Genomic DNA, 19145 nt, shown 5'->3' with positions numbered 1-19145 from the left:
GGATTTAGGCGCTCAGGGCTCCGGCGGCAACTTCGGTGCCCGGCGCCGCAGCGCCAGCAGGTAGATGACCACGGCCACCGCGGCGAAGAAGAACCACTGGAAGGCGTAGGCCATGTGGTTGTTCGGGATGTCCTCGATCGACGGCGGCGTGCTCGGCGCGAGCGGCGGCACGGCCGTGGCGGCGGTGAGGACGATACGGTCCCGGCCCTCCACCGGACCGAGCTGGCCGGCGACGATGCCGCTCAGGGAGAGCCGGCGCGCGCTGTCCGGCAGTGCGGCCCAGCCGGCATTGACGACGATCCGGCCGGCAAGACCCTCGGCGCCGGGCCGGCAGGGCAGGAACGCGCTGTAGCCGCCCTGCCCTGTGTCGCGGTTCCGGCCGCCGCGCTGCTCCGGAAGGAGATTGTCGGCATGGCAGGTGACGAGCACGCGGCGGAAGGCGAGCGGCGGCAGGTTTCCGTCCCGCCCTAGCAGCGGATCGAGATCGAGCGCAGGCATCGTCGCGGCGGCGGTGTATTCGGCGATCAGCCGGTTCTTCCACGCCGCGCGCTGGAGCTGCCAGATGCCGAGGCCGATCATCACCGCGACGGCCGCAGCGACCACCAGCGTCGGCAGAAGCGGCAGGCGTCTCATTCGTCGGCCTGAATCCGGCCTTCACGCGCACGATGGCGGTATTCGAGCGCGAGCAGGGCGGCCTTGGCGAGGCGCAACAGGCCGAGGGTGAGCGCGGCGGTGATCGGCACCCAGAGCAACGCGTGCACCCACCACGGCGGGCCGACGCTCAGTTCGAGGCCGATGGCGAGGCCGGTGACGATGCCCCCGATGATGAAGATCAGGAAGGCCGCGGGCCCGTCGCCGACGTTGAAGCCGGCAATGTCGAGCCCGCAGGCTCGGCAACTGGGCGCGAAGGTGACGAGGCCGGCGAACAGGGTCTTCGCGCCGCACCGGGGGCAGAGCCCCCTCAGCGCGACGTCGGCGGGCGTGGGCGCCGTCACCTACTTAATGATACTCGGCGCCCCAGCCGCCCCAGACGTAGATGCACAGGAACAGGAACAGCCAGACGACGTCGACGAAGTGCCAGTACCAGGCGGCCGCCTCGAAGCCGAAGTGCTGTTCCGGCTTGAAGTGGCCCTTGTAGGAGCGGACCAGGCAGACGATCAGGAAGATCGTACCGATGATGACGTGCGCGCCGTGGAAGCCGGTCGCCATCATGAAGGTCGAGCCGTAGATGTTCGCCTCGGCGCCGGTGAAGCCGAACGGCGCGTGCATATATTCATAGGCCTGGATGCCGGTGAACAGCAGGCCGAGGCCGATCGTCGCCCACAGGCCGTTGATGAGGCCGTTGCGGTCGTTGTTGATCAGCGCATGGTGCGCCCAGGTGACGGTGGTGCCCGAGCAGAGCAGGATCAGCGTGTTGAGCAGCGGCCAGCCGAACGGATCGAGGACGTGCAGGCCCTCGGGCGGCCAGACGCCGCCGACGGCATCGACCGTCGAGGGAAAGAGCGAGGCTGCGAACCAGGCCCAGAACCAGGCGACGAAGAACATCACCTCCGAGGCGATGAACAGGATCATGCCGTAGCGCAGGTGGAGCTGGACGATCGGCGTGTGATCGCCGCCATGCGCCTCGCGGATCACGTCCGACCACCAGGAGAACATGGTGAAGAGCACGCCGATCGCGCCGGCGATGAAGACATAGCCGCCACCGCTATAGTCATGCAGCCACATGACGCCGCCGCCGGCCATCAGCAGCGCCGAGATCGAGCCGATCAGCGGCCAGATGCTCGGCGGCAGGATGTGATATTGATGGTTCTTCGCTCCGGCCATGTTCCGTCCCTGTCTTCCGTCTGTCGTCATCCTGGCGAAGGCCGGGAGCTCGGGGAGCAGGGCCGCGCCCTATTCTCCCTGAGGCCCCGGCCTGCGCCGGGCGACGGGGTGTCTCTAACTTCCGCTTTGCGGCTGGTCCACTGGGTAAAAGGTGTAGGAGAGGGTGATCTCGCTGATGTCGCGCGCATTGGGATCGTCGAGGATCGCCGGATCCACATAATAGACCACCGGCATGCGCACCTCCTGGCCCGGCTCGAGCCGCTGCTCGGTGAAGCAGAAGCACTGGACCTTGGTGAAATACTGTCCCGCCTGGGTGGGCGTCACGTTGAACGTCGCGGTGCCGACGAGCGGTCGGTCGGTGCGGTTGCGCGCCGTGTAGAGCGCGATGTTGCGCGCGCCGATTGCGACCCGCCTGTGGGTGTCGACCGGCTTGAACTCCCAGCTGAGTGCGGGCGAGACGTTCGCGTCGAACCGCACCGAGATCAGGCGGCCGACCGCGCCCGGCGCCTCGCCGCCCACCTTCATCTGGGTGGTGCCGCCGAAGCCGGTCACCTGGCAGAAGATGCGGTAGAGCGGCACGCTCGCATAGGCGAGGCCGACCATTGCGGCGACGACCGCGGCGGCGATCAGCGCGGTGCGGCCGTTCTTCTGCGCGAGCGTCGTCATCCGTAGACCGCCATCTTGGCGATGCTGATGAAGTAGACCAGGATCACGAAGGCGAAGAGCGCGATCGCCATCACCACCGCGCGGCTCTTCTGGCGACGACGGATCTCGTCCCGGACGGGGTCGGGCCGCGGGCTCATGCCGCCACCCAGTGATCGACGACGAGCGCGCCGAAGAGCGCGAACAGGTAGAGGATGGAGAAGGCGAACAGGCGCTTCTCCGGCTTCATCTGGGCCGGTTCGGTCGCCTGGTTGGCGAAGACTTGCACGGCAAGGCCGAGGAAGAGGAGGCTGAGCGCGCCCGCCGCGATGCCGTAGAGCAGACCGGCGAGCCCGAGCGCCCAGGGCGCGACCGCGGCGGCCGCCATCGGCACCGTGTAGAGCAGGATCTGCGCCCGGGTCGCCCGCGCGCCCGCGACGACCGGGAGCATCGGCACGCCGGCCTTGGCATAGTCCGAGCGGACGAACAGCGAGAGCGCCCAAAAATGCGGCGGCGTCCACAGGAAGATGAGCGCGAACAACAGCAGCGGCAGCGTGCTGGCGTCGCCGGTCACCGCGGCCCAGCCGATCAACGGCGGGAAGGCGCCGGCCGCGCCGCCGATGACGATGTTCTGCGGCGTGCGGCGCTTCAGCCAGACGGTGTAGACGAGGACGTAGAACAGGATCGAGGCGGCGAGCACCGCTGCGGCGAACCAGTTGGTCGCGACGCCCATCAGCACCACCGAGAAGACGCCGAGGCCAACGCCGAAATGGAGCGCCGACTGGCGGTCCATGCGGCCGGCGGGGAGGGGGCGGGACGCCGTGCGCTTCATCACCGCGTCGAGATCGGCCTCATACCATTGGTTGAGCGCCGCCGCGGCGCCAGCGCCCAGCGCGATGCAGAGGATGGCGGTGAAGCCGAGCACCGGGTGGAGATGTCCCGGGGCGACGAGCAGGCCGCACAGCCCGGTGAAGACGACGAGCGTCATCACCCGGGGCTTGGTCAGCGCCAGGAAGTCGCGCCATTCGGCGGGAAGGCTGTAGGAGAGGGTCTGCGTCGTCATAGAATTCAAGTTCGGTGTCCCGCCGTGGCGGGTCCGGCGGCAGGCCCCGTCATGGAGCCTGCCGCTCGGCCATCAATGATGCTTGTCGTCGTCGATCACCGGCAACGTCTCGAACTGGTGGAACGGCGGCGGGCTCGACAGTGTCCACTCCAGCGTCGTCGCGCCTTCGCCCCACGGATTGTCCGGGGCCTTCTTGCCGGCAGCGAGCGAGATGATCGTGTTCACGAAGAACACCACCATGCCGGCCAGCATGATCAGATAGCCCATCGAGGCGAGATGGTTCCAGTCGGCGAAGGCCGGGGTGTAGTCCGGCACGCGGCGCTGGAAGCCGTCGAGGCCCAGGAAGTGCATCGGGAAGAACAGCACGTTCACGCCGATGAAGAACAGCCAGAAGTGCACCTTGCCGAGGAACTCGTTATACTGCTTCCCCCACATCTTGCCGAACCAATAGTACCAGCCCGCGAAGAGCGAGAAGACCGCGCCCAGCGACAACACGTAGTGGAAGTGCGCGACGACATAATAGGTGTCGTGCATCACCGTATCGACACCGCCGTTCGCGAGCACCACGCCGGTGACGCCGCCCACGGTGAACATGAAGATGAAGCCCAGCGCCCACAGCATCGGCGTCTCGAAGGTGAGGCTGCCGCCCCACATCGTCGCGATCCACGAGAAGATCTTGATGCCGGTCGGCACCGCGATCACCATCGTCGCGGCGGTGAAGTACATCTTGGTGTTCACGTCCATGCCGACGGTGAACATGTGATGCGCCCACACGACGAAGCCGATCACGCCGATCGCGACCATGGCATAGGCCATGCCGAGATAGCCGAACACCGGCTTGCGGCTGAAGGTCGCGACCACCTGGCTGACCATGCCGAAGCCCGGCAGGATCATGATGTAGACCTCGGGGTGGCCGAAGAACCAGAACAGGTGCTGGTAGAGGACGGGATCGCCGCCGCCGGCCGCGTCGAAGAAGTGCGTGCCGAAATTGCGGTCGGTCAGCAGCATCGTGATCGCGCCGGCGAGGACCGGGAGCGCGAGCAGCAGCAGGAAGGCCGTCACCAGCACCGACCAGACGAAGAGCGGCATCTTGTGCAGCGTCATGCCCGGCGCGCGCATGTTGAAGATGGTGGTGATGAAGTTGATCGCGCCGAGGATCGACGACGCGCCCGCCAGGTGGAGCGCGAAGATCGCCATGTCGACCGAGGGGCCGACCGACCCCGACGTCGAGAGCGGCGCATAGACCGTCCAGCCGACGCCGGCGCCGTGGCCGGTGCCGCCCGGCACGAAGGACGAGCCGAGCAGCAGGATGAACGCCGGCGGCAGCAGCCAGAAGCTGATGTTGTTCATCCGCGGGAAGGCCATGTCCGGCGCGCCGATCATCAGCGGCACGAACCAGTTGCCGAAGCCGCCGATCATCGCCGGCATGACCATGAAGAAGACCATGATGAGGCCGTGCGCGGAGATCAGCACGTTCCACATGTGGAGGCCCTCGTCGAACGTCGCCTCGGTCCCGCCGGTCAGCGAGTTGACGAAGGTCGCCCAGCCCTGGAGGTGCTGGATGCCCGGCTCCGCGAGCTCCCAGCGCATCAGGCCGGAAATGGCGCCGCCGATGATGCCGGCGACGATCGCGAAGATCAGGTAGAGCGTGCCGATGTCCTTGTGGTTTGTCGACATGAACCAGCGGGCGAAGAAGCCCGGCTTGTGGTCGGCATCGTGATGCGCGTCATGGCCGTGATCGGCCTCGAAATGGGTGGCGTGTGCAGTGGTGTCGGTCATGTCTCTCGCCGCCTCAGTTCGCAGGAGCGCTTTGGTTGGTGGTCGCCGGCGCTTCGGCCGTCGCGGCATTGTTGGCGGCGGGTGCCGCCGTATTGCTCTCGGCGGTTTCCGTCCCGGCCGGAGCCACTGCCGGCGCCGCCGGAGCGGCCGCCGTGGGCTCGGCGCCGGGCATGGTGCCGCCCTTCGAGGCGACCCACTGCGCGAAGCGCTCGCGGCTGACGACCTCGACCGCGATCGGCATATAGCCGTGGCGGGCGCCGCACAGCTCGTAGCAGACGCCGTAATAGACGCCCGGCCGGTCGGTGCGGAACCAGGTCTCGTTGAGCCGGCCCGGAACAGCGTCGATCTTCGCCCAGAAGGCGGGGACGCCCCAGGCGTGAATGACGTCGTTGGAGGTGACGATCATCTTCACGGTCGCGCCGACCGGAACGACCATGCGCTCGTCGACCGCGAGCTGGTGCGGCTCGCCGCGGGCGTCGGCCTCCTCGTTCGGCAGCATGTTGGAGACGAGGTTCACGCCATGGTCGGGATACTCATATTCCCAGTACCACTGGTTGCCGATCGCCTTCACCGTGATGTCGGCCTGCGGCGGATCGTACTGGTGGGCGAGCAGGCGGATCGAGGGCACCGCGATCGCGACCAGGATCAGCACCGGCACCAGCGTCCAGACGACCTCGAGCAGGGTGTTGTGGGTGTTGCGCGAGGGCGTCGGGTTCGCGGCCTGGCGGTAGCGGATGATCACCCAGCCGAGCAGGAACAGAACGAAGAGGGAGATGATGGTGATGAGCGGCAGCAGGATCACGTCGTGGAAGAAAAGCGCTTCCTCGCCGATCGGAGTCACCTGGTCCTGCAGGCCGTAGCGGCCGTCGGGCTGGCCGATGCCCGGCGTCGGCGCGGTCGCCTCGGGGGCGGGAACGGAGACGTTGGCGGCGGCCGCCTCATTGCCGGCGGGAGCGCCCGGAGCGGGCGCGGCAGCATTGGCGGTCGGCGCGGCAGCGGGTGCGGCCGGCACCGCGGCGATCGCGGCAGGCGCCATGCCGAATGCGGCGCCTATGGCTAGAGCCTTGAAAAGAATCTTCATCGAAACCCCTGTAGCAGCCCCTGGGGTGGCTGGATTCGGTCCTTGTCTCCGGGCGTGACGCCGCGCCTTATAGGCAGGGCACCCCGGTCCCTCAAGCATGTTGCGTTGCAAAGGGGAACGCTTGCAGCGTCGCCCGCGCCTCCCTATCAATTGCGCACCCTTCTGCAAGCAGGAATCCACGGGAAACCGACGTGACCGACGACGACGTCCTCGCCGAATTCCGCGCCGCCGGCGCGCTCCTGGAGGGGCATTTCATCCTATCATCGGGCCTGCACAGCCCCCGCTACCTGCAATGCGCGCGCGTGCTGATGGACCCCGAGCGCGCGTCGCGCCTCGCCAGCGCGCTCGCCGCCCGGATCCCGCGCGAGCTGCGTTCCCAGATCGGGATCGTCGTCTCCCCCGCCATGGGCGGCGTGATCATCGGCCATGAGATGGGCCGAGCGCTGGGCGTCGAGGCGATCTTCGTCGAGCGGCCGACCGGCAGGTTCGAGCTCAGGCGCGGCTTCCGCCTGAACGAGGGGCAGAAGGTGCTGCTGGTCGAGGACGTGGTGACGACCGGTCTCTCGTCACGTGAGGCGATGCAGGCCGTCGCCGAGGCGGGCGGCGAGGTGATCGCCGCCGCGTCCCTGATCGACCGGTCGGCCGGCGCCGCCGACATGGGCGTGCCCTTCTTCCCGCTCGTCGCCCTCAACGTGCCGAGCTACGATCCCGCCGAGCTTCCCCCGGAGTTGGCTGCAATTCCCGCCGAGAAACCGGGGAGCCGCAAGCATGTCCTGAGCGCAGCCGAAGGGGCGGCGTGACCAACCACCTCCGCCTCGGCGTCAACATCGATCACGTCGCGACCATCCGGAACGCGCGCGGCGGCGTCTATCCGGACCCGATTCGCGCCGCCCAAGTCGCCCAGGCCGCCGGCGCCGACGGCATCACCGCGCACCTGCGCGAGGACCGGCGCCACATCATCGACGAGGACATCGCCCATCTGATCGGCGCGATCGCGCTGCCGCTCAACATGGAGATGGCGGCGACGGAGGAGATGGTGGCGCTCGCGCTCAAGCACCGCCCCCAAGCCGCCTGCATCGTCCCCGAACGGCGCGAGGAGGTGACCACGGAAGGCGGCCTCAATGCCGCGCGCCAGCACAATCATCTCCAGCCGCTTATCTCGCGGTTGTCGGACGCCGGCATTCGCGTCAGCCTGTTCATCGAGCCGGACCCGCGCCAGATCGAGGCGGCGATGCTCCTCGGCGCCCCCGTCGTCGAGTTCCACACCGGCCGCTACGCCCATGCCGAGGGCGACGAACGCGCCGCCGAACTGCGCCGCATCGCCGATGCGGCTGCGCTCGCGGCCAAGAACGGCATCGAGCCCCATGCCGGCCACGGCCTCACCTACGACAATGTCCAGCCGATCGCCGCCATCCCTCAGATCGCCGAGCTCAACATCGGCCATTTCCTGATCGGCGAGGCGATCTTCATCGGCCTCGACGCCAGCGTTCGCCGCATGCGCGCGCTCATGGACGAGGCGCGTGGATGAGCAGCCTCCTCCTCGCCGTCATTGCGAGCAAAGCGAAGCAATCCAGACTGGGTGCCTGCCGTATCTGGATTGCCGCGTCGCCTTCGGCTCCTCGCAATGACGGCCTGTTGGGGCCGTCATGATCATCGGCCTCGGCTCCGACCTGTGCAACATCGAGCGCATCCAGAATTCGCTCGACCGGTTCGGCGAGCGGTTCCAGAATCGCGTCTTCACCGACACCGAGCGCGCCAGGGCGGAGCGGCGCCCGTTCACCCGCGCCGGCACCTATGCCAAGCGCTTTGCCGCCAAGGAGGCCTTCTCCAAGGCGGTCGGCACCGGCTTCAGGCGCGGCGTGTTCATGAAGGACATCGGCGTCGTCAATCTCCCCAGCGGCGCGCCGACGCTGGCGCTGACCGGCGGCGCGAAGGAGAGGCTTGACGCGCTCATCCCGCCGGGCCACGCCGCGCGCATTCATCTGACGATGACCGACGACCATCCTTTCGCCATGGCCGTCGTCGTCATCGAGGCACTGCCCGAGGAGTCTCCACTTTGACCGACAGCGACCGCCACGACGCGGCCGAAGCGAATCCGGAAAGCCGGGACGAGGCCGCGCCGGCCGCGCCCGCCGCTGCCCCCAAGAAGAAGGGCACCGACTGGTGGGGGGAGATCAAGGCGATCTTCTGGCTGGTGCTGGCCGTGCTCGGCTTCCACTCCTTCATCGCCAAGCCCTTCTACATCCCGTCCGAATCGATGATGCCGGGCCTGCTCGTCGGCGACCGGCTCGTCGTCAGCAAATATGCCTATGGCTGGTCCTGGGTGTCGCCCTCCTTCCATATCCTGCCGCGCATGCAGGGGCGCCTGTGGGGTCGCATGCCCGAGCGCGGCGACATCGTCATCGTGACCCCGCCCGGCGAGAATTCTGACTATATCAAACGCGTCATCGGCCTGCCCGGCGACACGATTGAGCTGATCGACGGCCAGCTCATCCTCAACGGCCGCCCGGTCCGCCGCGAGCGGCGCGAGCCGATCATGCTGCCGATCGACGCCAACCTGCCCTGCGCGCCGGATCTGCTCGGCGACTTCCGCGTCACCGGCCCGGATGGCGGCGACTATTGCCGCCTGCCCATCTACCGCGAGCATTTGCCGAGCGGCCGCTATTATGACACGATCGATTCCGGCTATTCGCAGGGGGACGATTTTGCGCGGATCACGGTGCCGGCGGGTCATGTCTTCCTGATGGGCGACAACCGCGACCACAGCGCCGACAGCCGCTTCCCGGCCGGCCCGCCCGAGCGGGGCCTCGGCGGCCCGGTGCCGTGGGAGAATATCGGCGGGCGCGCCGAGTTCATCACCTTCAGCCTTGACGGCAGCTCCAGCTACTTCAACCCGATCAGCTGGTTCACCGCCCTGCGCGGCGGCCGCGCCGGCACCTCGCTCAGGCCCGGCGAAGGCCCGCCCGAACCGGGGAACGCGCAGTGACCGAGGACGAGGTGTCCCAGGCCGACGTGCAGCGCCCGGGACCTTCGGAGCTTCGCGATCCCGTCATCCGGCAGGAGCTCAAGAAGGCCGCGGTCTGGTTCTCGCTGGGTCTCGCGGTCCTTGCCGTCATCTTCCTCGCCCAGCCGCTGCTCCTGATCTTCGGCGGCATCGTCTTCGCCGCGATCCTCGACGGCGGCACCCGCCTGCTTGGCCGTGTGCTGCCGATCGGGCGCGGCTGGCGCCTGCTCATCGTCAGCCTCGCCGCAGTCGCCTTCATCGTCTTCACCATCTGGTTCGCCGGCGTCCAGCTCGCCGCCCAGGCCGCTGCGTTCCAGGCGACGGTGATGGCGCAGCTCGCCCGACTGATGGAGCTTGCCGCCGGCTATGGCCTCAACGTCGGCATGGTCGATCCGCAGCAGCTGGTCAGCCAGGCGATGAGTTCGCTTGGCCGGCTGACCTCGGCGGTCAGCAGCGCGATCGGCGCGGTCACCAACATGGTCATGATCATCGTCATCGGCCTGTTCATCGCGGTCGAGCCGCGCATCTACGAGCGCGGCATCGCGTGGATGCTGCCGAGCGGCGAGACGCGCGAGCGCTATTTCCGCACCTCGGACCGGATGGGCTTCACGCTCAGGCGCCTGATGGCCGGCCGACTGCTCGGCATGGCGGTGGAGGGCGTGGGGACCTGGTTCCTGCTGATGATGGGCGGCGTGCCGATGGCGGCGCTGCTCGGCCTCCTGACCGGCATCCTCGCCTTCCTGCCCAATATCGGCGCGATCATCTCGGGCCTGCTCATCATCCTGATCGGCTTCTCGGTCGACGTGCCGACCGGCCTGTGGGCGATCGCGGTCTATGTCGTCGTCCAGGTGGTCGACGGCTACCTCATCGTCCCTTATGTCGCGCGCAAGACGGTCGATCTCGCCCCCGCCCTGGTGCTCGGCGCGCAGCTCATCTTCGGCGCCCTGTTCGGCATCCTCGGCCTCGCGCTCGCCGACCCGATCGTCGCGATGATCAAGGCCGCGCTGGAGCAAAAGACGATGGACGACCAGGCCGATGGGCCGAAGCGGGCGACCGCCTAAATACCCAGCCGCATCAACTCGTCACCCCAGCGAAGGCTGGGGTCCATGATGCAGTCGAGATTGACCTCGGAGTCAGCCTGGATGCGAGCCTTCGCTGGCATGACGACGAAAAGGAGCTACTGAGCCGGCCCGCCCTCGGGCAGCACCGGCGCGCCGGATTCCGGCGGCGGGCCCGCATGCGGATCGCCGCCCGGCGCGGGGCCGGCGCCTGGGGGCGGGCCCATGCCCATGCCCGGCAGGCCCATCTGCATGCCGGCGAGACCCGGCAGCACGTTGACGACATTGACGTCGAAGCTCAGCACCTCGTCCGGCGAGATGCCCTCGCTCGGCGGCGGCGGCTCGGCGAAAGCCAAGCGGGCCGGGGCCCAGAAGCGGTAGTGCGCGCCGCGGCGCATCATCGACAGGCCCTGGCTCACCACCGGCAGCGGGCCGCCGGACGCCGAGGTGCCGGTCAGCGGCTCGCGGCCCAGCGTCGAGAAGGCGAGCGAGCCGTCGGCGCGCCGTCCGACGATGTTGAACTGGACGAGGTCTGATGGCGTGATGTCTGGTCCCTCGCCCGCCTCGATCACCTGATACTGGATGCCGGTCTCGGTCGTCTCGCGCTGCAGCGCGCCGGTGCCGAACCAGGCCAGCGCGATGCCGGCGACGCACAGCACCGCGACCGCGATCCAGAGCTTCAGGACCGAGCCCCTGGCGAGCGGGCGGATCGGAACGGCGGTGACGGCGGACATGGGCTTCGCTTCCCCCAAACGAGAACGGGCGGCGATGGTCTATCGCCGCCCGGTCATTATGTGAAGCTCTCTATCCGTCACCCCAGCGAAGGCTGGGGTCTCAGGACAAGAAGTCGCAGCGTGTCTCAACGAGACCCCGGCCTCCGCCGGGGTGACGAGGAGAGATCAACGGACGCCGTCGCGCTCCGCCCGCTTGCGCTCCAGCTTGCGCGCGCGCCGGATCGCGGCGGCCCGCTCGCGGGCGCGCTTCTCAGACGGCTTCTCGTAGTGGCGACGCAGCTTCATCTCGCGATAGACACCTTCGCGCTGCAGCTTCTTCTTGAGCGCCCGCAGCGCCTGGTCGACATTGTTATCGCGAACGATGATTTGCATAAAGGATCGCCACTCTTCCTGTTCTAACCGTTCAATTGCTGAAAAAGAATCGCCGGAGGCCCCGGGCCCCGCGGCGCAGGGGCGTGCCCCTAGCAGCCAGGCCCTGCAAAGGCAAGGCTTAGCCGCGTGCCGACCTGCGGCCGCCGCCCATCGGCTTCACTCGCGAGGCATAACGGCCCTGGCCGCGCTGGACCCGTGCGGGGGCAAAGCGGCGGCGGCCCTGCTCCTCCTCGCGGCGCTCCTCGCGCGACGGGGGCGGCGGGGCGACCCGGCTCGCCTTGATCCGCGCCGCCTCGGCATTGAAGCCGGCCGGCAACGGCTCGAGCGCGATGCGCTGACGGGTCAGCTTCTCGATGTCCTTGAGATACGCCTTCTCGTCGTCCGCGCAGTAGGCGATGGCGACGCCCGCCGCGCCGGCGCGCGCTGTCCGCCCGATCCGGTGGACATATTGCTCCGCGACATTGGGCAGCTCGAAATTGATGACGTGGGAGACGCCGCTGACGTCGATGCCCCGCGCCGCGATGTCCGTGGCCACCAGGATGCGCGTCTTGCCCGCCTTGAACTCGGCCAGCGCCCGCTCGCGCTGTGGCTGGCTCTTGTTGCCGTGGATCGCGTTGGCCGCGATGCCGTTGCCGGCGAGCAGCTTCACGACCCGGTCGGCGCCATGCTTGGTGCGGGTGAAGACCAGCACGCGGTCCATATTGCCGCGCTCGGAGAAGCCCCAGCGCAGCATCATGGTGAGCAGCGCCTGCTTCTCCATCTGCTGGACGAAGGTCACATATTGGTCGACCCGTTCGGCGGTGGTCGCCGCCGGCGCGACCGAGACGGAGGCGGGGTCGGTCAGGAACCGGTCGGCCAGCTCCTTGATCGCCTTCGGCATGGTCGCCGAGAAGAACAGGGTCTGGCGCTTTTGGGGCAGCATCTTCACGATCTGTTTCAGCGCGTGGATGAAGCCGAGGTCGAGCATCTGGTCCGCCTCGTCGAGGACGAGGATCTCGACCTCGCGCAGGGTGAGGCCGCCCTGCTCGACCAGGTCGATCAGGCGGCCGGGCGTGGCGACGAGCACATCGACGCCGCGCGCCACGTCCTGCCGGTTCTTGCCCAATGAGGTGCCGCCGAACACGGTGGCGACACGCATGCCGGCGAACTGGCCATAGGCGCGCGCGCTCTCGGCGATCTGCCCGGCCAGCTCGCGCGTCGGCGCGAGCACGAGCATGCGGCAGGCGCGGGGGCTGGCGCGGCGGTTGCCGGCGGCGAGCCGGTCGATCGACGGCAGCATGAACGCCGCGGTCTTGCCGGTGCCGGTCTGGGCGATGCCGAGCAGGTCGCGGCCGGTCAGCACGGTCGGGATCGCCTGCATCTGGATCGGCGTCGCCTGGGCATAGCCCTTGAAGGCGAGCGCCTGGAGAACGGGCTGCGACAGCCCGAGGGTTTCGAAAGACATTTTAGTCCTAAACTTTCTTACGTGCGTTGCCTGCGCGCAGCCCAAACGGCGCGCGCAAACGCGGCGGGTTCTGAACGACCCGCGTGAAAAGGGAAGCTCTTCAAGAAAACCGAGGCGGAGCCGGTTCCGGATCAGGTCCGGAGCAGTTCACGCTGCATGACGCCTCGCTGGGCGATGCATATGGATGCTGCGGTGCAAAAAGTCAATCTGCCCGGCGTTTATCCCCTTGAAGCAGGGAAGGCCCGCGGCCCTACCGCCGCTCGATGCCATAATCGATCCTGATCCTGACCCAGGCGCCCACCAGTGGCCGTCCCCCCAGCCGCGGCGGCCGCACCCTGAACTCCCACGCCGCGGCGAGCACCGAGCGGTTGATCTGCGACCCTTGCGGATATTCCTCGAGCGCGACGCAATCCTCGACCCGATAGTCCGGCGCCGTGCGGCAGGCGATCAGACCCCAGCCCGGCCCGCGGGCGGTCGACAGATAGGCGCGCATCGCAACGTCGTCCGGCTCGCGATACCATTGCGCCGCATAGAGCGGCTCGCCATTGGGTGCCGTTCCGACCCGCTCGGTGTCGCGCATGGCGGGGCTGCGTATATCCGGCGGCCCGTAGACCGGCCGCGCAGGGGGTGCCGGCCGGTCGGGGCTCCGGGGGACGCCGGCCGATGGCGGCAGTTGAAAGGGCGTCGGCAGGATGGCGACCGGCGGCGGTGCGGCGGCGGGTTCGACGGGTCGCGGCGGCTGCGGTCGCTCGGGTTCCGGCCGCTGCGTCGCGGGCCGCTCCTGCGTCCGCCGTTCCGGCTCCGGGCTGGCCGGTTCGGGCGCTTCCTCCGGAATCAGGCTGACCACGGTGGGGCGGCTGTCCTTCACGCCGGGCTGCCTTCCCGTCCCCAGCGAGAGCAGCAGGAGCAGCAGCAGCGCTTCGATCAGCAGGGTCAGGGCGAGGCCGAGGGCGCGGCGCCCGAACCCGGTGCGGACCCGACCGTCGGAAGGAATAGCTGGAACGGGCCTCGGCTGAAACAATGGGTCTTCGGTGGCGATGTCCGCGGGACCAGAACCCGAGGCTACGGGAACAGGGGATAGTTTGGCGCCAGGCATGTGGCAAGCCGGACGGCCGGCGGCGCAGAATGTCCGCAATGGGTGGAAAGCAGCCGCTTATTCCTCTCCCTTGCAGGGAGGGGAGCCACGTCCGCAATGGGTCGAAAGCCGACATCCGCCGACGCGATATGTTCGGCTAGGGTGCGTCCCCAAGTCTCAATCTCCCACCATATGATCCGCCACGCTGTAGCAGTGGCTCGCCTGGTAAGCGTTCCGGCCGCGGTTCATGTGGGTTAGGTTGAACGTCCGGATGGCGCGCAGCCCACGCGGGGAGGAGAGGAACTTGCGGATCGAGGCGGCGCCCCGGACATTGACGCCGAACATGTCCGCACCGCGCGGGAAGAAGTGGCTGACATCCTCTGGCGTCGTGACGCAGCTTTCGAGAAACGCTTCGTCCAGATGGTCCTGCTCGATGGACCGATCCGTCGTGAAATCCGAAAGATGCACGATGAACCGCGCACGGAGCCCCGCGCCGTCCGCATAGAGCGTGAACAGCTCCATCCAGCTCGCATTGACGCGGACCAGCGGCTTGTCGGAGGTCGACGGCAGGCAGGACACCGACCAGTAATGGCGCTCGGTCCGGCGCGGCAGGGGCAAGCAGCTCCGGCCGTAGCGCCCGAGAATCTCCAGGACGTCCTCGGCCTGCGGACGACGCAGCAGCTTCTGGAAGCGCGCGGCGTACTTAAACCGCAGCTCCAGGGACTCCGAGCGCTCGTCGGCGTCGGGCAAATCCGCCTTGCCGTCCAGCCAGTCGCGCTGCAGCTCCGGGTCCAGAAACTGACGCAGACCGGTGGTGCCGCGGGAAGGAGTCGTGCGCACGTCAGGCTCCCTGCCAGATTCGCGTGCTCATTGCCTCTCATTCCTTGCGCAGCCGCACGTTGATGGCGACCCATGGAGTTCTTGTCGACGGCCGCCATTTCGCTGCATAACCCGGTTGATGATCGCGGTCGTTTTGCGAGCCGGCGCACCTGACGAGGACGCCGGCTGGGAAAAACGGCCGCCGACTAGGCGGAGGTTTCGGGCGCGATGACCGGAGGTTCTGGCAGCGAAGACGACGTTGAGGCCGACGCCGCGTCCTGGGCCGTGCGTATCGCGGAACGCCCGCTCACCGAGGACGAGCAACAGCAGTTCGATCAGTGGCTTGCGGACTCCAGCCGGCATCTCGGCGCCTATGTCCGCGCCCAGGCGATCTGGGCCGACGCCAGCCGTGTCGCGGCGCTGGATGACGGCGCGCGGCGCGATATCGCCGCTCATACGCTCCCGATCCACTGGGGGCAGCTCGCGATGGCCGCGTCGGTCGCGATGGCCGTGATCGGCGGCGCCGTTGCCCATGACCAGCTCGTCGGCCGGGTGACGACCTCACGCGACGAAGTCCGCCGGCTGGTGCTCGACGACGGCTCGGTCGCCGTGCTCAACGGCAATTCGACGTTGCAGGTCCGCTATGACGACAGCGCGCGGCGTGTCGTGCTGCGCCGCGGGGAAGCCCAGTTCGAGGTCCGGCATGGCGATCCAAGGCCGTTTCTGGTCAACATAGACGACACCATCGTGCGCGCCGTCGGCACCAGATTCGCGGTGGGTTTCAAGGGCGACGAGGTCGAGGTCACGGTTGCGGAGGGCGAGGTCGCGGTCCTGGACGGAGACCGGCCGGCGGTCGTGCGCCGCAACGAGAGACTCGTCACGGCCGCGACTGGTGCGCGCTGCGCGCTCCTCGATACGGACGAGGTCGAGCGCCGGCTTCGCTGGCAACCGGGCTTGCACGAGTTCCAGAGCCAGTCCCTCCGCCGCGCGGCCCATATCGTGAACGGCGATTCGCGCGCTCCCGTCACCGCCGGTGCCTCGAACGTGGCAAGGGCTGAGTTCGTCGACATCTTTCGGGCGGGCGACGACCGGGGATTCACCCCTGCAGCGGCGCACTTGGTCTCGCGGCCACGACCAGCCCAGAGCGTTGCGCTTCCGCCCCCGGCGCGACAGATCAACCCGGATTGCGAGTCATCGTCGGGATGAAGCAGGCGTTGTAGCGACGTTCGCGTTCCTGACCTGGCCTTGGATGACGTTTGGATCGGCCGTCAGAGCAGCAGCAAGGTCGCGAGGCTCAGGAACACGCCCATGCTCGCGACGTCGCTCGCGGTGGTGAGGAAGATGCCCGACGCCGTCGCCGGATCCGCGCCGAACCGCTTGAGGGTGAGCGGGATGAGCGCGCCGGCGAGCCCGCTGGCGATGCAGCTCACCACCATCGCGACCATCACGACCAGGCCCATCGCCCAGGGCTGCGCCTCGCCCTGCATGCCCGCATAGACGACCATGCCGAGCCCCGCCGTCGCGCCGACGAACAGGCCGTTGAAGAAGCCGAGCGCCCCTTCCTTGAGGACGAGGCGGGAGACGAGATCGGGTTTCAGCTCGCCCAGCGTCATGCCGCGCAGCGTGACGGCGAGCGCCTGGCAGCCGGTATTGCCGGACTGGCCTGCCATGACGGGCAGGAACACGGCGAGGATCACGAGCTGCGACAGCGTTTCCTCGAACACGCCCACCACCGCCGCCGCGACAAAGGCGGTGACGAGGTTGAGCTGGAGCCAGGGATGGCGCAGCTTCAGGCTGCGGGAGAGGGGGGTGGTCAGCCGCTCCTCCTTCTCGACGCCGACCATCTTGCCGGCCTGGGCGCTGATCTCGATCGCCTGCTCTGCAAACAGCTCCTCGCCGCGCACGAGGCCGGTGAGCACGCCCGCGTCATTGACCACCGGATAGACCGGATAGTGGCGGGCGAGCGCCGCCTTCAGCGCCTTTTCGAGCTTCTTGGTCTCGGCCAGCGCATAGGGTTCGGGAAGCATGATCTCGCCCAATGTCGCCTGTGGGGCGGCGAGCAGCATGTCGCGCATCACCACCAGCCCCTCGAGCCGGCCGTCGCCGTCGACGACATAGCAATAGGTGATCACCCCTTCGTTCGAGAGATCGCGCAGCCGCGCCACCGTCTCGGCGACGGTGAGGTCGGCGGTGAACATGCCGATCGGCGGCGACATGAGATCGGCGACGATGGTAGCGTCGGTCTCTGGCGAGATGGTGAGGGCGGGGACACTCTGATGGGTCATGGCCGCGGACCCTGGCGGGGGCGCTTTCGGCGGGCAAGCCGCGGCGGCGCCTTTTCGACGGGGCTGCCGTTTGGGCCGACAAAGGCGCCGGCATGAACCCGATCAGGCCCCGGCGCGTTTGCCGGCGAACGGAAAAGGAAGGATGCAGGACATGGAGCTCCACCGCGGTCGTCTGATCGACCATCTCCACCTCCACGCCCGCGATCTCGAGGCCTCGCGGCGCTTCTACCAGGCGGCGATGGAGGCGCTCGGCATACCGCTCGTCCCGGGCGACGGCCATTTCTACGCGGACGAGCTCTGGGTCGATCGGGGCGAGCCGCAGACGGCGGTCCATTTCGCTTTCCAGGCGAAGGACCAGGCGGCGGTCGACGCGTTCCACCGCGCCGTGCTCGCCGCCGGCGGCCGCGACAATGGCCCGCCCGGCGAACGGGCCTACCATCCGGGCTATTACGCCGCCTTCGCCTTCGATCCCGACGGCAACAATGTCGAGGTCGTCTATCATGGCCCGCACGAGCGGTCCGACGCCAGCGTGCGGATCAGCTTCTGATCCGGACCTTATTCAGGGCTGCACGCCATATCGGGCGTAAGCAGCGGCGATCTCGGCGTCGATTGCCGCCGCGCGCGCCAGGTCCGCCTGGCCGTCCGCGGTGCGTCCGAGCCTGAGCGCGGCAACGCCCCGCCCGTAGAGGAAGCTCGCCTGGTTCTCATGCCCGTCGCCCAAGCGGACAGCGGCATCGAAGTCCGTCCAGGCATCGTTGAACCGTCGCTGCACGAGGCCGACGAAGCCGCGGCTGTCGAGCGTGTCGGGATCGTCCGGGCGAAGGGCGAGCCCCCGGTCGCAGGCCTCCCGTGCCCGGTCGAGCTCCTCGCCGGCGAGCGCGAGATGCCAGCACAGGCCGTTGAGGATGTCCGGGTCCTCGGGCGCCAGCCGGGCGGCCGTGCGGGACTCGGCGGCGGCGCGCGCATAGTCGCCGAGCTGCCGATGGGAGTCCGCGAGACCGTCATAGGCCCCGGCATAGTCCGGATAGGCGACAAGCACCGCGCTGAAGTCTGCGATCGCGCCCTGATAGTCGCCGCTGTCGAACCGCAGGTTGCCGCGGTAAAAATGCGGCGCGGACTTCTCGTCGGCCGCAAGCGCGTCCCCGTCGATCAGCGCGGTGCAGCCGGCCATCGCCTGCGCGGGCGAATATTGCCCGGCGTCGCCGAGGCACGTCGCCCAGTCGGAATTCTCCGTCGCGAGCCTCCCGGCCTCCGCCGCGATGTCGTCGACCACGCCCTGGGAGGCCGCCAGCTCCTCCGCCGACAGCCGGCGGTAGCGCAGCGGCTCGCCGAGCACGGGCAGGAGCAATGCGTCGCCTTCGATCGTCGCGCGGGTGCCGCGGAAATCGCCGCGGCCGAGGTCGCCGGGCAGGAAACGGAACCGCATCCGCCGGGTGCCTTCCGGCACCGGGAACGGTTCCGACAGAAAGCCGAACGCCTGGCTGCCGAGCCGGACCGCGACGATCCGTCGCTCCGATGGCTCGAAGGCGAAGGCATCGCCGTCCTGGAATCCGAAATCACCCTCACCGCCCTCATATTCGGCGACGACGTCGAGATAGTGCGCCCGCGTGCCGTTCGCGTCCTCGATCCGCACGGTCAGCGGCCCGCGCCCGGCCTCGGTCGCGATCATCTCGAAACGCGGCGGCGTGACTGCCGGCTCGGTGTCGAGCACCACCGCATCGCCGTCGCGGCGCCAGCGCCCCTCGGCGATCATATCGAGCGCGCCGTAGCTGAATCCCCAGCGGAACCGACCGTCTTCGCCCAGCTCCAGCGCCGAGGCCGTTTCCATCCGTTCGACGATATAGGTGCCGGCGGTGCCCGCCACGCTGTCTTGCGCCACCGCCGAATTGCCGGCGGCAAATGCCGCCAGACCCAGCGCAAACCGAATCCATCCCCGCATGCTGCCCTCCCCCCGAGGCCGGCGGC

General features: G+C 68.5%; 22 protein-coding genes. 7 read left to right on the top strand and 15 right to left on the bottom strand.

Annotated features, from left to right (window positions below; all coding sequences use genetic code 11):
* Positions 1 to 12 precede the first annotated feature (12 nt).
* The 8 genes from RCO27_RS11750 to coxB all read right to left on the bottom strand — a co-directional run bounded on the left by RCO27_RS11750 (position 13) and on the right by coxB (position 6344).
* Complete coding sequence (locus RCO27_RS11750) at positions 13 to 633, bottom strand: SURF1 family protein (RefSeq protein WP_309002858.1); 621 nt, start codon at positions 631 to 633, stop codon at positions 13 to 15.
* Positions 630 to 995 (bottom strand): DUF983 domain-containing protein, encoded by a 366-nt coding sequence (locus tag RCO27_RS11745; RefSeq protein WP_309002857.1) that lies wholly within the window; start codon positions 993 to 995, stop codon positions 630 to 632. The genes RCO27_RS11750 and RCO27_RS11745 overlap by 4 nt, the downstream gene beginning before the upstream one ends.
* 4 nt (positions 996 to 999) lie before the next feature.
* The gene (locus RCO27_RS11740; protein WP_309002856.1) at positions 1000 to 1824 is read right to left on the bottom strand and encodes a cytochrome c oxidase subunit 3; all 825 of its coding nucleotides are present in this window, start codon (positions 1822 to 1824) and stop codon (positions 1000 to 1002) included.
* A gap of 114 nt (positions 1825 to 1938) precedes the next feature.
* Positions 1939 to 2490: a cytochrome c oxidase assembly protein gene (locus RCO27_RS11735; protein ID WP_309002855.1), complete on the bottom strand. Its 552-nt coding sequence runs from the start codon at positions 2488 to 2490 to the stop codon at positions 1939 to 1941.
* Positions 2487 to 2627 (bottom strand): hypothetical protein, encoded by a 141-nt coding sequence (locus RCO27_RS11730; RefSeq protein ID WP_309002854.1) that lies wholly within the window; start codon positions 2625 to 2627, stop codon positions 2487 to 2489. Before RCO27_RS11730 ends, RCO27_RS11735 begins: the two co-directional genes overlap by 4 nt.
* Complete coding sequence (locus RCO27_RS11725) at positions 2624 to 3529, bottom strand: heme o synthase (RefSeq protein WP_309002853.1); 906 nt, start codon at positions 3527 to 3529, stop codon at positions 2624 to 2626. The genes RCO27_RS11730 and RCO27_RS11725 overlap by 4 nt, the downstream gene beginning before the upstream one ends.
* Before the next feature lie 72 nt (positions 3530 to 3601).
* Positions 3602 to 5308, bottom strand: coding sequence for a cytochrome c oxidase subunit I (gene ctaD / locus RCO27_RS11720; RefSeq protein ID WP_309002852.1), 1707 nt, complete (start codon positions 5306 to 5308; stop codon positions 3602 to 3604).
* Positions 5309 to 5321: 13 nt separating this feature from the next.
* On the bottom strand, positions 5322 to 6344 hold the full coding sequence (gene coxB / locus RCO27_RS11715; protein WP_309002851.1) for a cytochrome c oxidase subunit II: 1023 nt from the start codon (positions 6342 to 6344) through the stop codon (positions 5322 to 5324).
* A 236-nt stretch (positions 6345 to 6580) separates the two neighbouring features.
* Between coxB and pyrE the strand changes: the two genes are divergently transcribed.
* The 5 genes from pyrE (at position 6581) to RCO27_RS11690 (ending at position 10454) form a co-directional block, all read left to right on the top strand.
* Positions 6581 to 7189, top strand: a complete 609-nt coding sequence (gene pyrE / locus RCO27_RS11710; protein ID WP_309002850.1) for an orotate phosphoribosyltransferase — start codon at positions 6581 to 6583, stop codon at positions 7187 to 7189.
* Positions 7186 to 7917 carry a pyridoxine 5'-phosphate synthase gene (locus RCO27_RS11705; protein ID WP_309002849.1) on the top strand — a complete coding sequence of 244 codons (732 nt, stop codon included), beginning with the start codon at positions 7186 to 7188 and terminating at the stop codon, positions 7915 to 7917. The genes pyrE and RCO27_RS11705 overlap by 4 nt, the downstream gene beginning before the upstream one ends.
* 118 nt (positions 7918 to 8035) lie before the next feature.
* Entirely contained in the window at positions 8036 to 8449 is a 414-nt protein-coding gene (gene acpS, locus RCO27_RS11700; protein ID WP_309002848.1) for a holo-ACP synthase, read from the top strand.
* Positions 8446 to 9375 carry a signal peptidase I gene (lepB, locus tag RCO27_RS11695; protein WP_309002847.1) on the top strand — a complete coding sequence of 310 codons (930 nt, stop codon included), beginning with the start codon at positions 8446 to 8448 and terminating at the stop codon, positions 9373 to 9375. Before acpS ends, lepB begins: the two co-directional genes overlap by 4 nt.
* The gene (locus RCO27_RS11690) at positions 9372 to 10454 is read left to right on the top strand and encodes an AI-2E family transporter (protein WP_309002846.1); all 1083 of its coding nucleotides are present in this window, start codon (positions 9372 to 9374) and stop codon (positions 10452 to 10454) included. Before lepB ends, RCO27_RS11690 begins: the two co-directional genes overlap by 4 nt.
* Before the next feature lie 116 nt (positions 10455 to 10570).
* Here the strand turns inward: RCO27_RS11690 and RCO27_RS11685 are convergent, their stop codons facing one another.
* The 5 genes from RCO27_RS11685 to RCO27_RS11665 all read right to left on the bottom strand — a co-directional run bounded on the left by RCO27_RS11685 (position 10571) and on the right by RCO27_RS11665 (position 14916).
* Complete coding sequence (locus RCO27_RS11685; RefSeq protein WP_309002845.1) at positions 10571 to 11185, bottom strand: FKBP-type peptidyl-prolyl cis-trans isomerase; 615 nt, start codon at positions 11183 to 11185, stop codon at positions 10571 to 10573.
* Positions 11186 to 11350: 165 nt separating this feature from the next.
* Positions 11351 to 11557, bottom strand: a complete 207-nt coding sequence (gene rpsU / locus RCO27_RS11680; RefSeq protein ID WP_010126124.1) for a 30S ribosomal protein S21 — start codon at positions 11555 to 11557, stop codon at positions 11351 to 11353.
* Positions 11558 to 11675: 118 nt separating this feature from the next.
* Positions 11676 to 13001 (bottom strand): DEAD/DEAH box helicase, encoded by a 1326-nt coding sequence (locus RCO27_RS11675; protein WP_309002844.1) that lies wholly within the window; start codon positions 12999 to 13001, stop codon positions 11676 to 11678.
* A gap of 250 nt (positions 13002 to 13251) precedes the next feature.
* The gene (locus RCO27_RS11670; protein ID WP_309002843.1) at positions 13252 to 14022 is read right to left on the bottom strand and encodes a hypothetical protein; all 771 of its coding nucleotides are present in this window, start codon (positions 14020 to 14022) and stop codon (positions 13252 to 13254) included.
* 231 nt (positions 14023 to 14253) lie between these two features.
* Positions 14254 to 14916 carry a hypothetical protein gene (locus RCO27_RS11665; RefSeq protein ID WP_309002842.1) on the bottom strand — a complete coding sequence of 221 codons (663 nt, stop codon included), beginning with the start codon at positions 14914 to 14916 and terminating at the stop codon, positions 14254 to 14256.
* Between the two features lie 207 nt (positions 14917 to 15123).
* Here RCO27_RS11665 and RCO27_RS11660 point away from each other — a divergent pair, with 207 nt between their 5' ends.
* Positions 15124 to 16101 carry a FecR domain-containing protein gene (locus RCO27_RS11660; RefSeq protein WP_309002841.1) on the top strand — a complete coding sequence of 326 codons (978 nt, stop codon included), beginning with the start codon at positions 15124 to 15126 and terminating at the stop codon, positions 16099 to 16101.
* Positions 16102 to 16163: 62 nt separating this feature from the next.
* Here RCO27_RS11660 and RCO27_RS11655 read toward each other — a convergent pair whose 3' ends face one another.
* Positions 16164 to 17180 carry a magnesium transporter gene (locus RCO27_RS11655; RefSeq protein ID WP_309002840.1) on the bottom strand — a complete coding sequence of 339 codons (1017 nt, stop codon included), beginning with the start codon at positions 17178 to 17180 and terminating at the stop codon, positions 16164 to 16166.
* Between the two features lie 151 nt (positions 17181 to 17331).
* Here RCO27_RS11655 and RCO27_RS11650 point away from each other — a divergent pair, with 151 nt between their 5' ends.
* Positions 17332 to 17727, top strand: coding sequence for a VOC family protein (locus RCO27_RS11650; RefSeq protein WP_309002839.1), 396 nt, complete (start codon positions 17332 to 17334; stop codon positions 17725 to 17727).
* Positions 17728 to 17739: 12 nt separating this feature from the next.
* Here RCO27_RS11650 and RCO27_RS11645 read toward each other — a convergent pair whose 3' ends face one another.
* On the bottom strand, positions 17740 to 19119 hold the full coding sequence (locus RCO27_RS11645; RefSeq protein WP_309002838.1) for a tetratricopeptide repeat protein: 1380 nt from the start codon (positions 19117 to 19119) through the stop codon (positions 17740 to 17742).
* Positions 19120 to 19145: the final 26 nt, after the last annotated feature.

This window comes from Sphingosinicella sp. LHD-64 (assembly GCF_031157375.1).
Lineage (GTDB): Bacteria > Pseudomonadota > Alphaproteobacteria > Sphingomonadales > Sphingomonadaceae > Allosphingosinicella.
The sequence above is the reverse complement of the archived record's forward strand: the minus strand, read 5'-3'. Positions and strand labels throughout refer to the sequence as shown.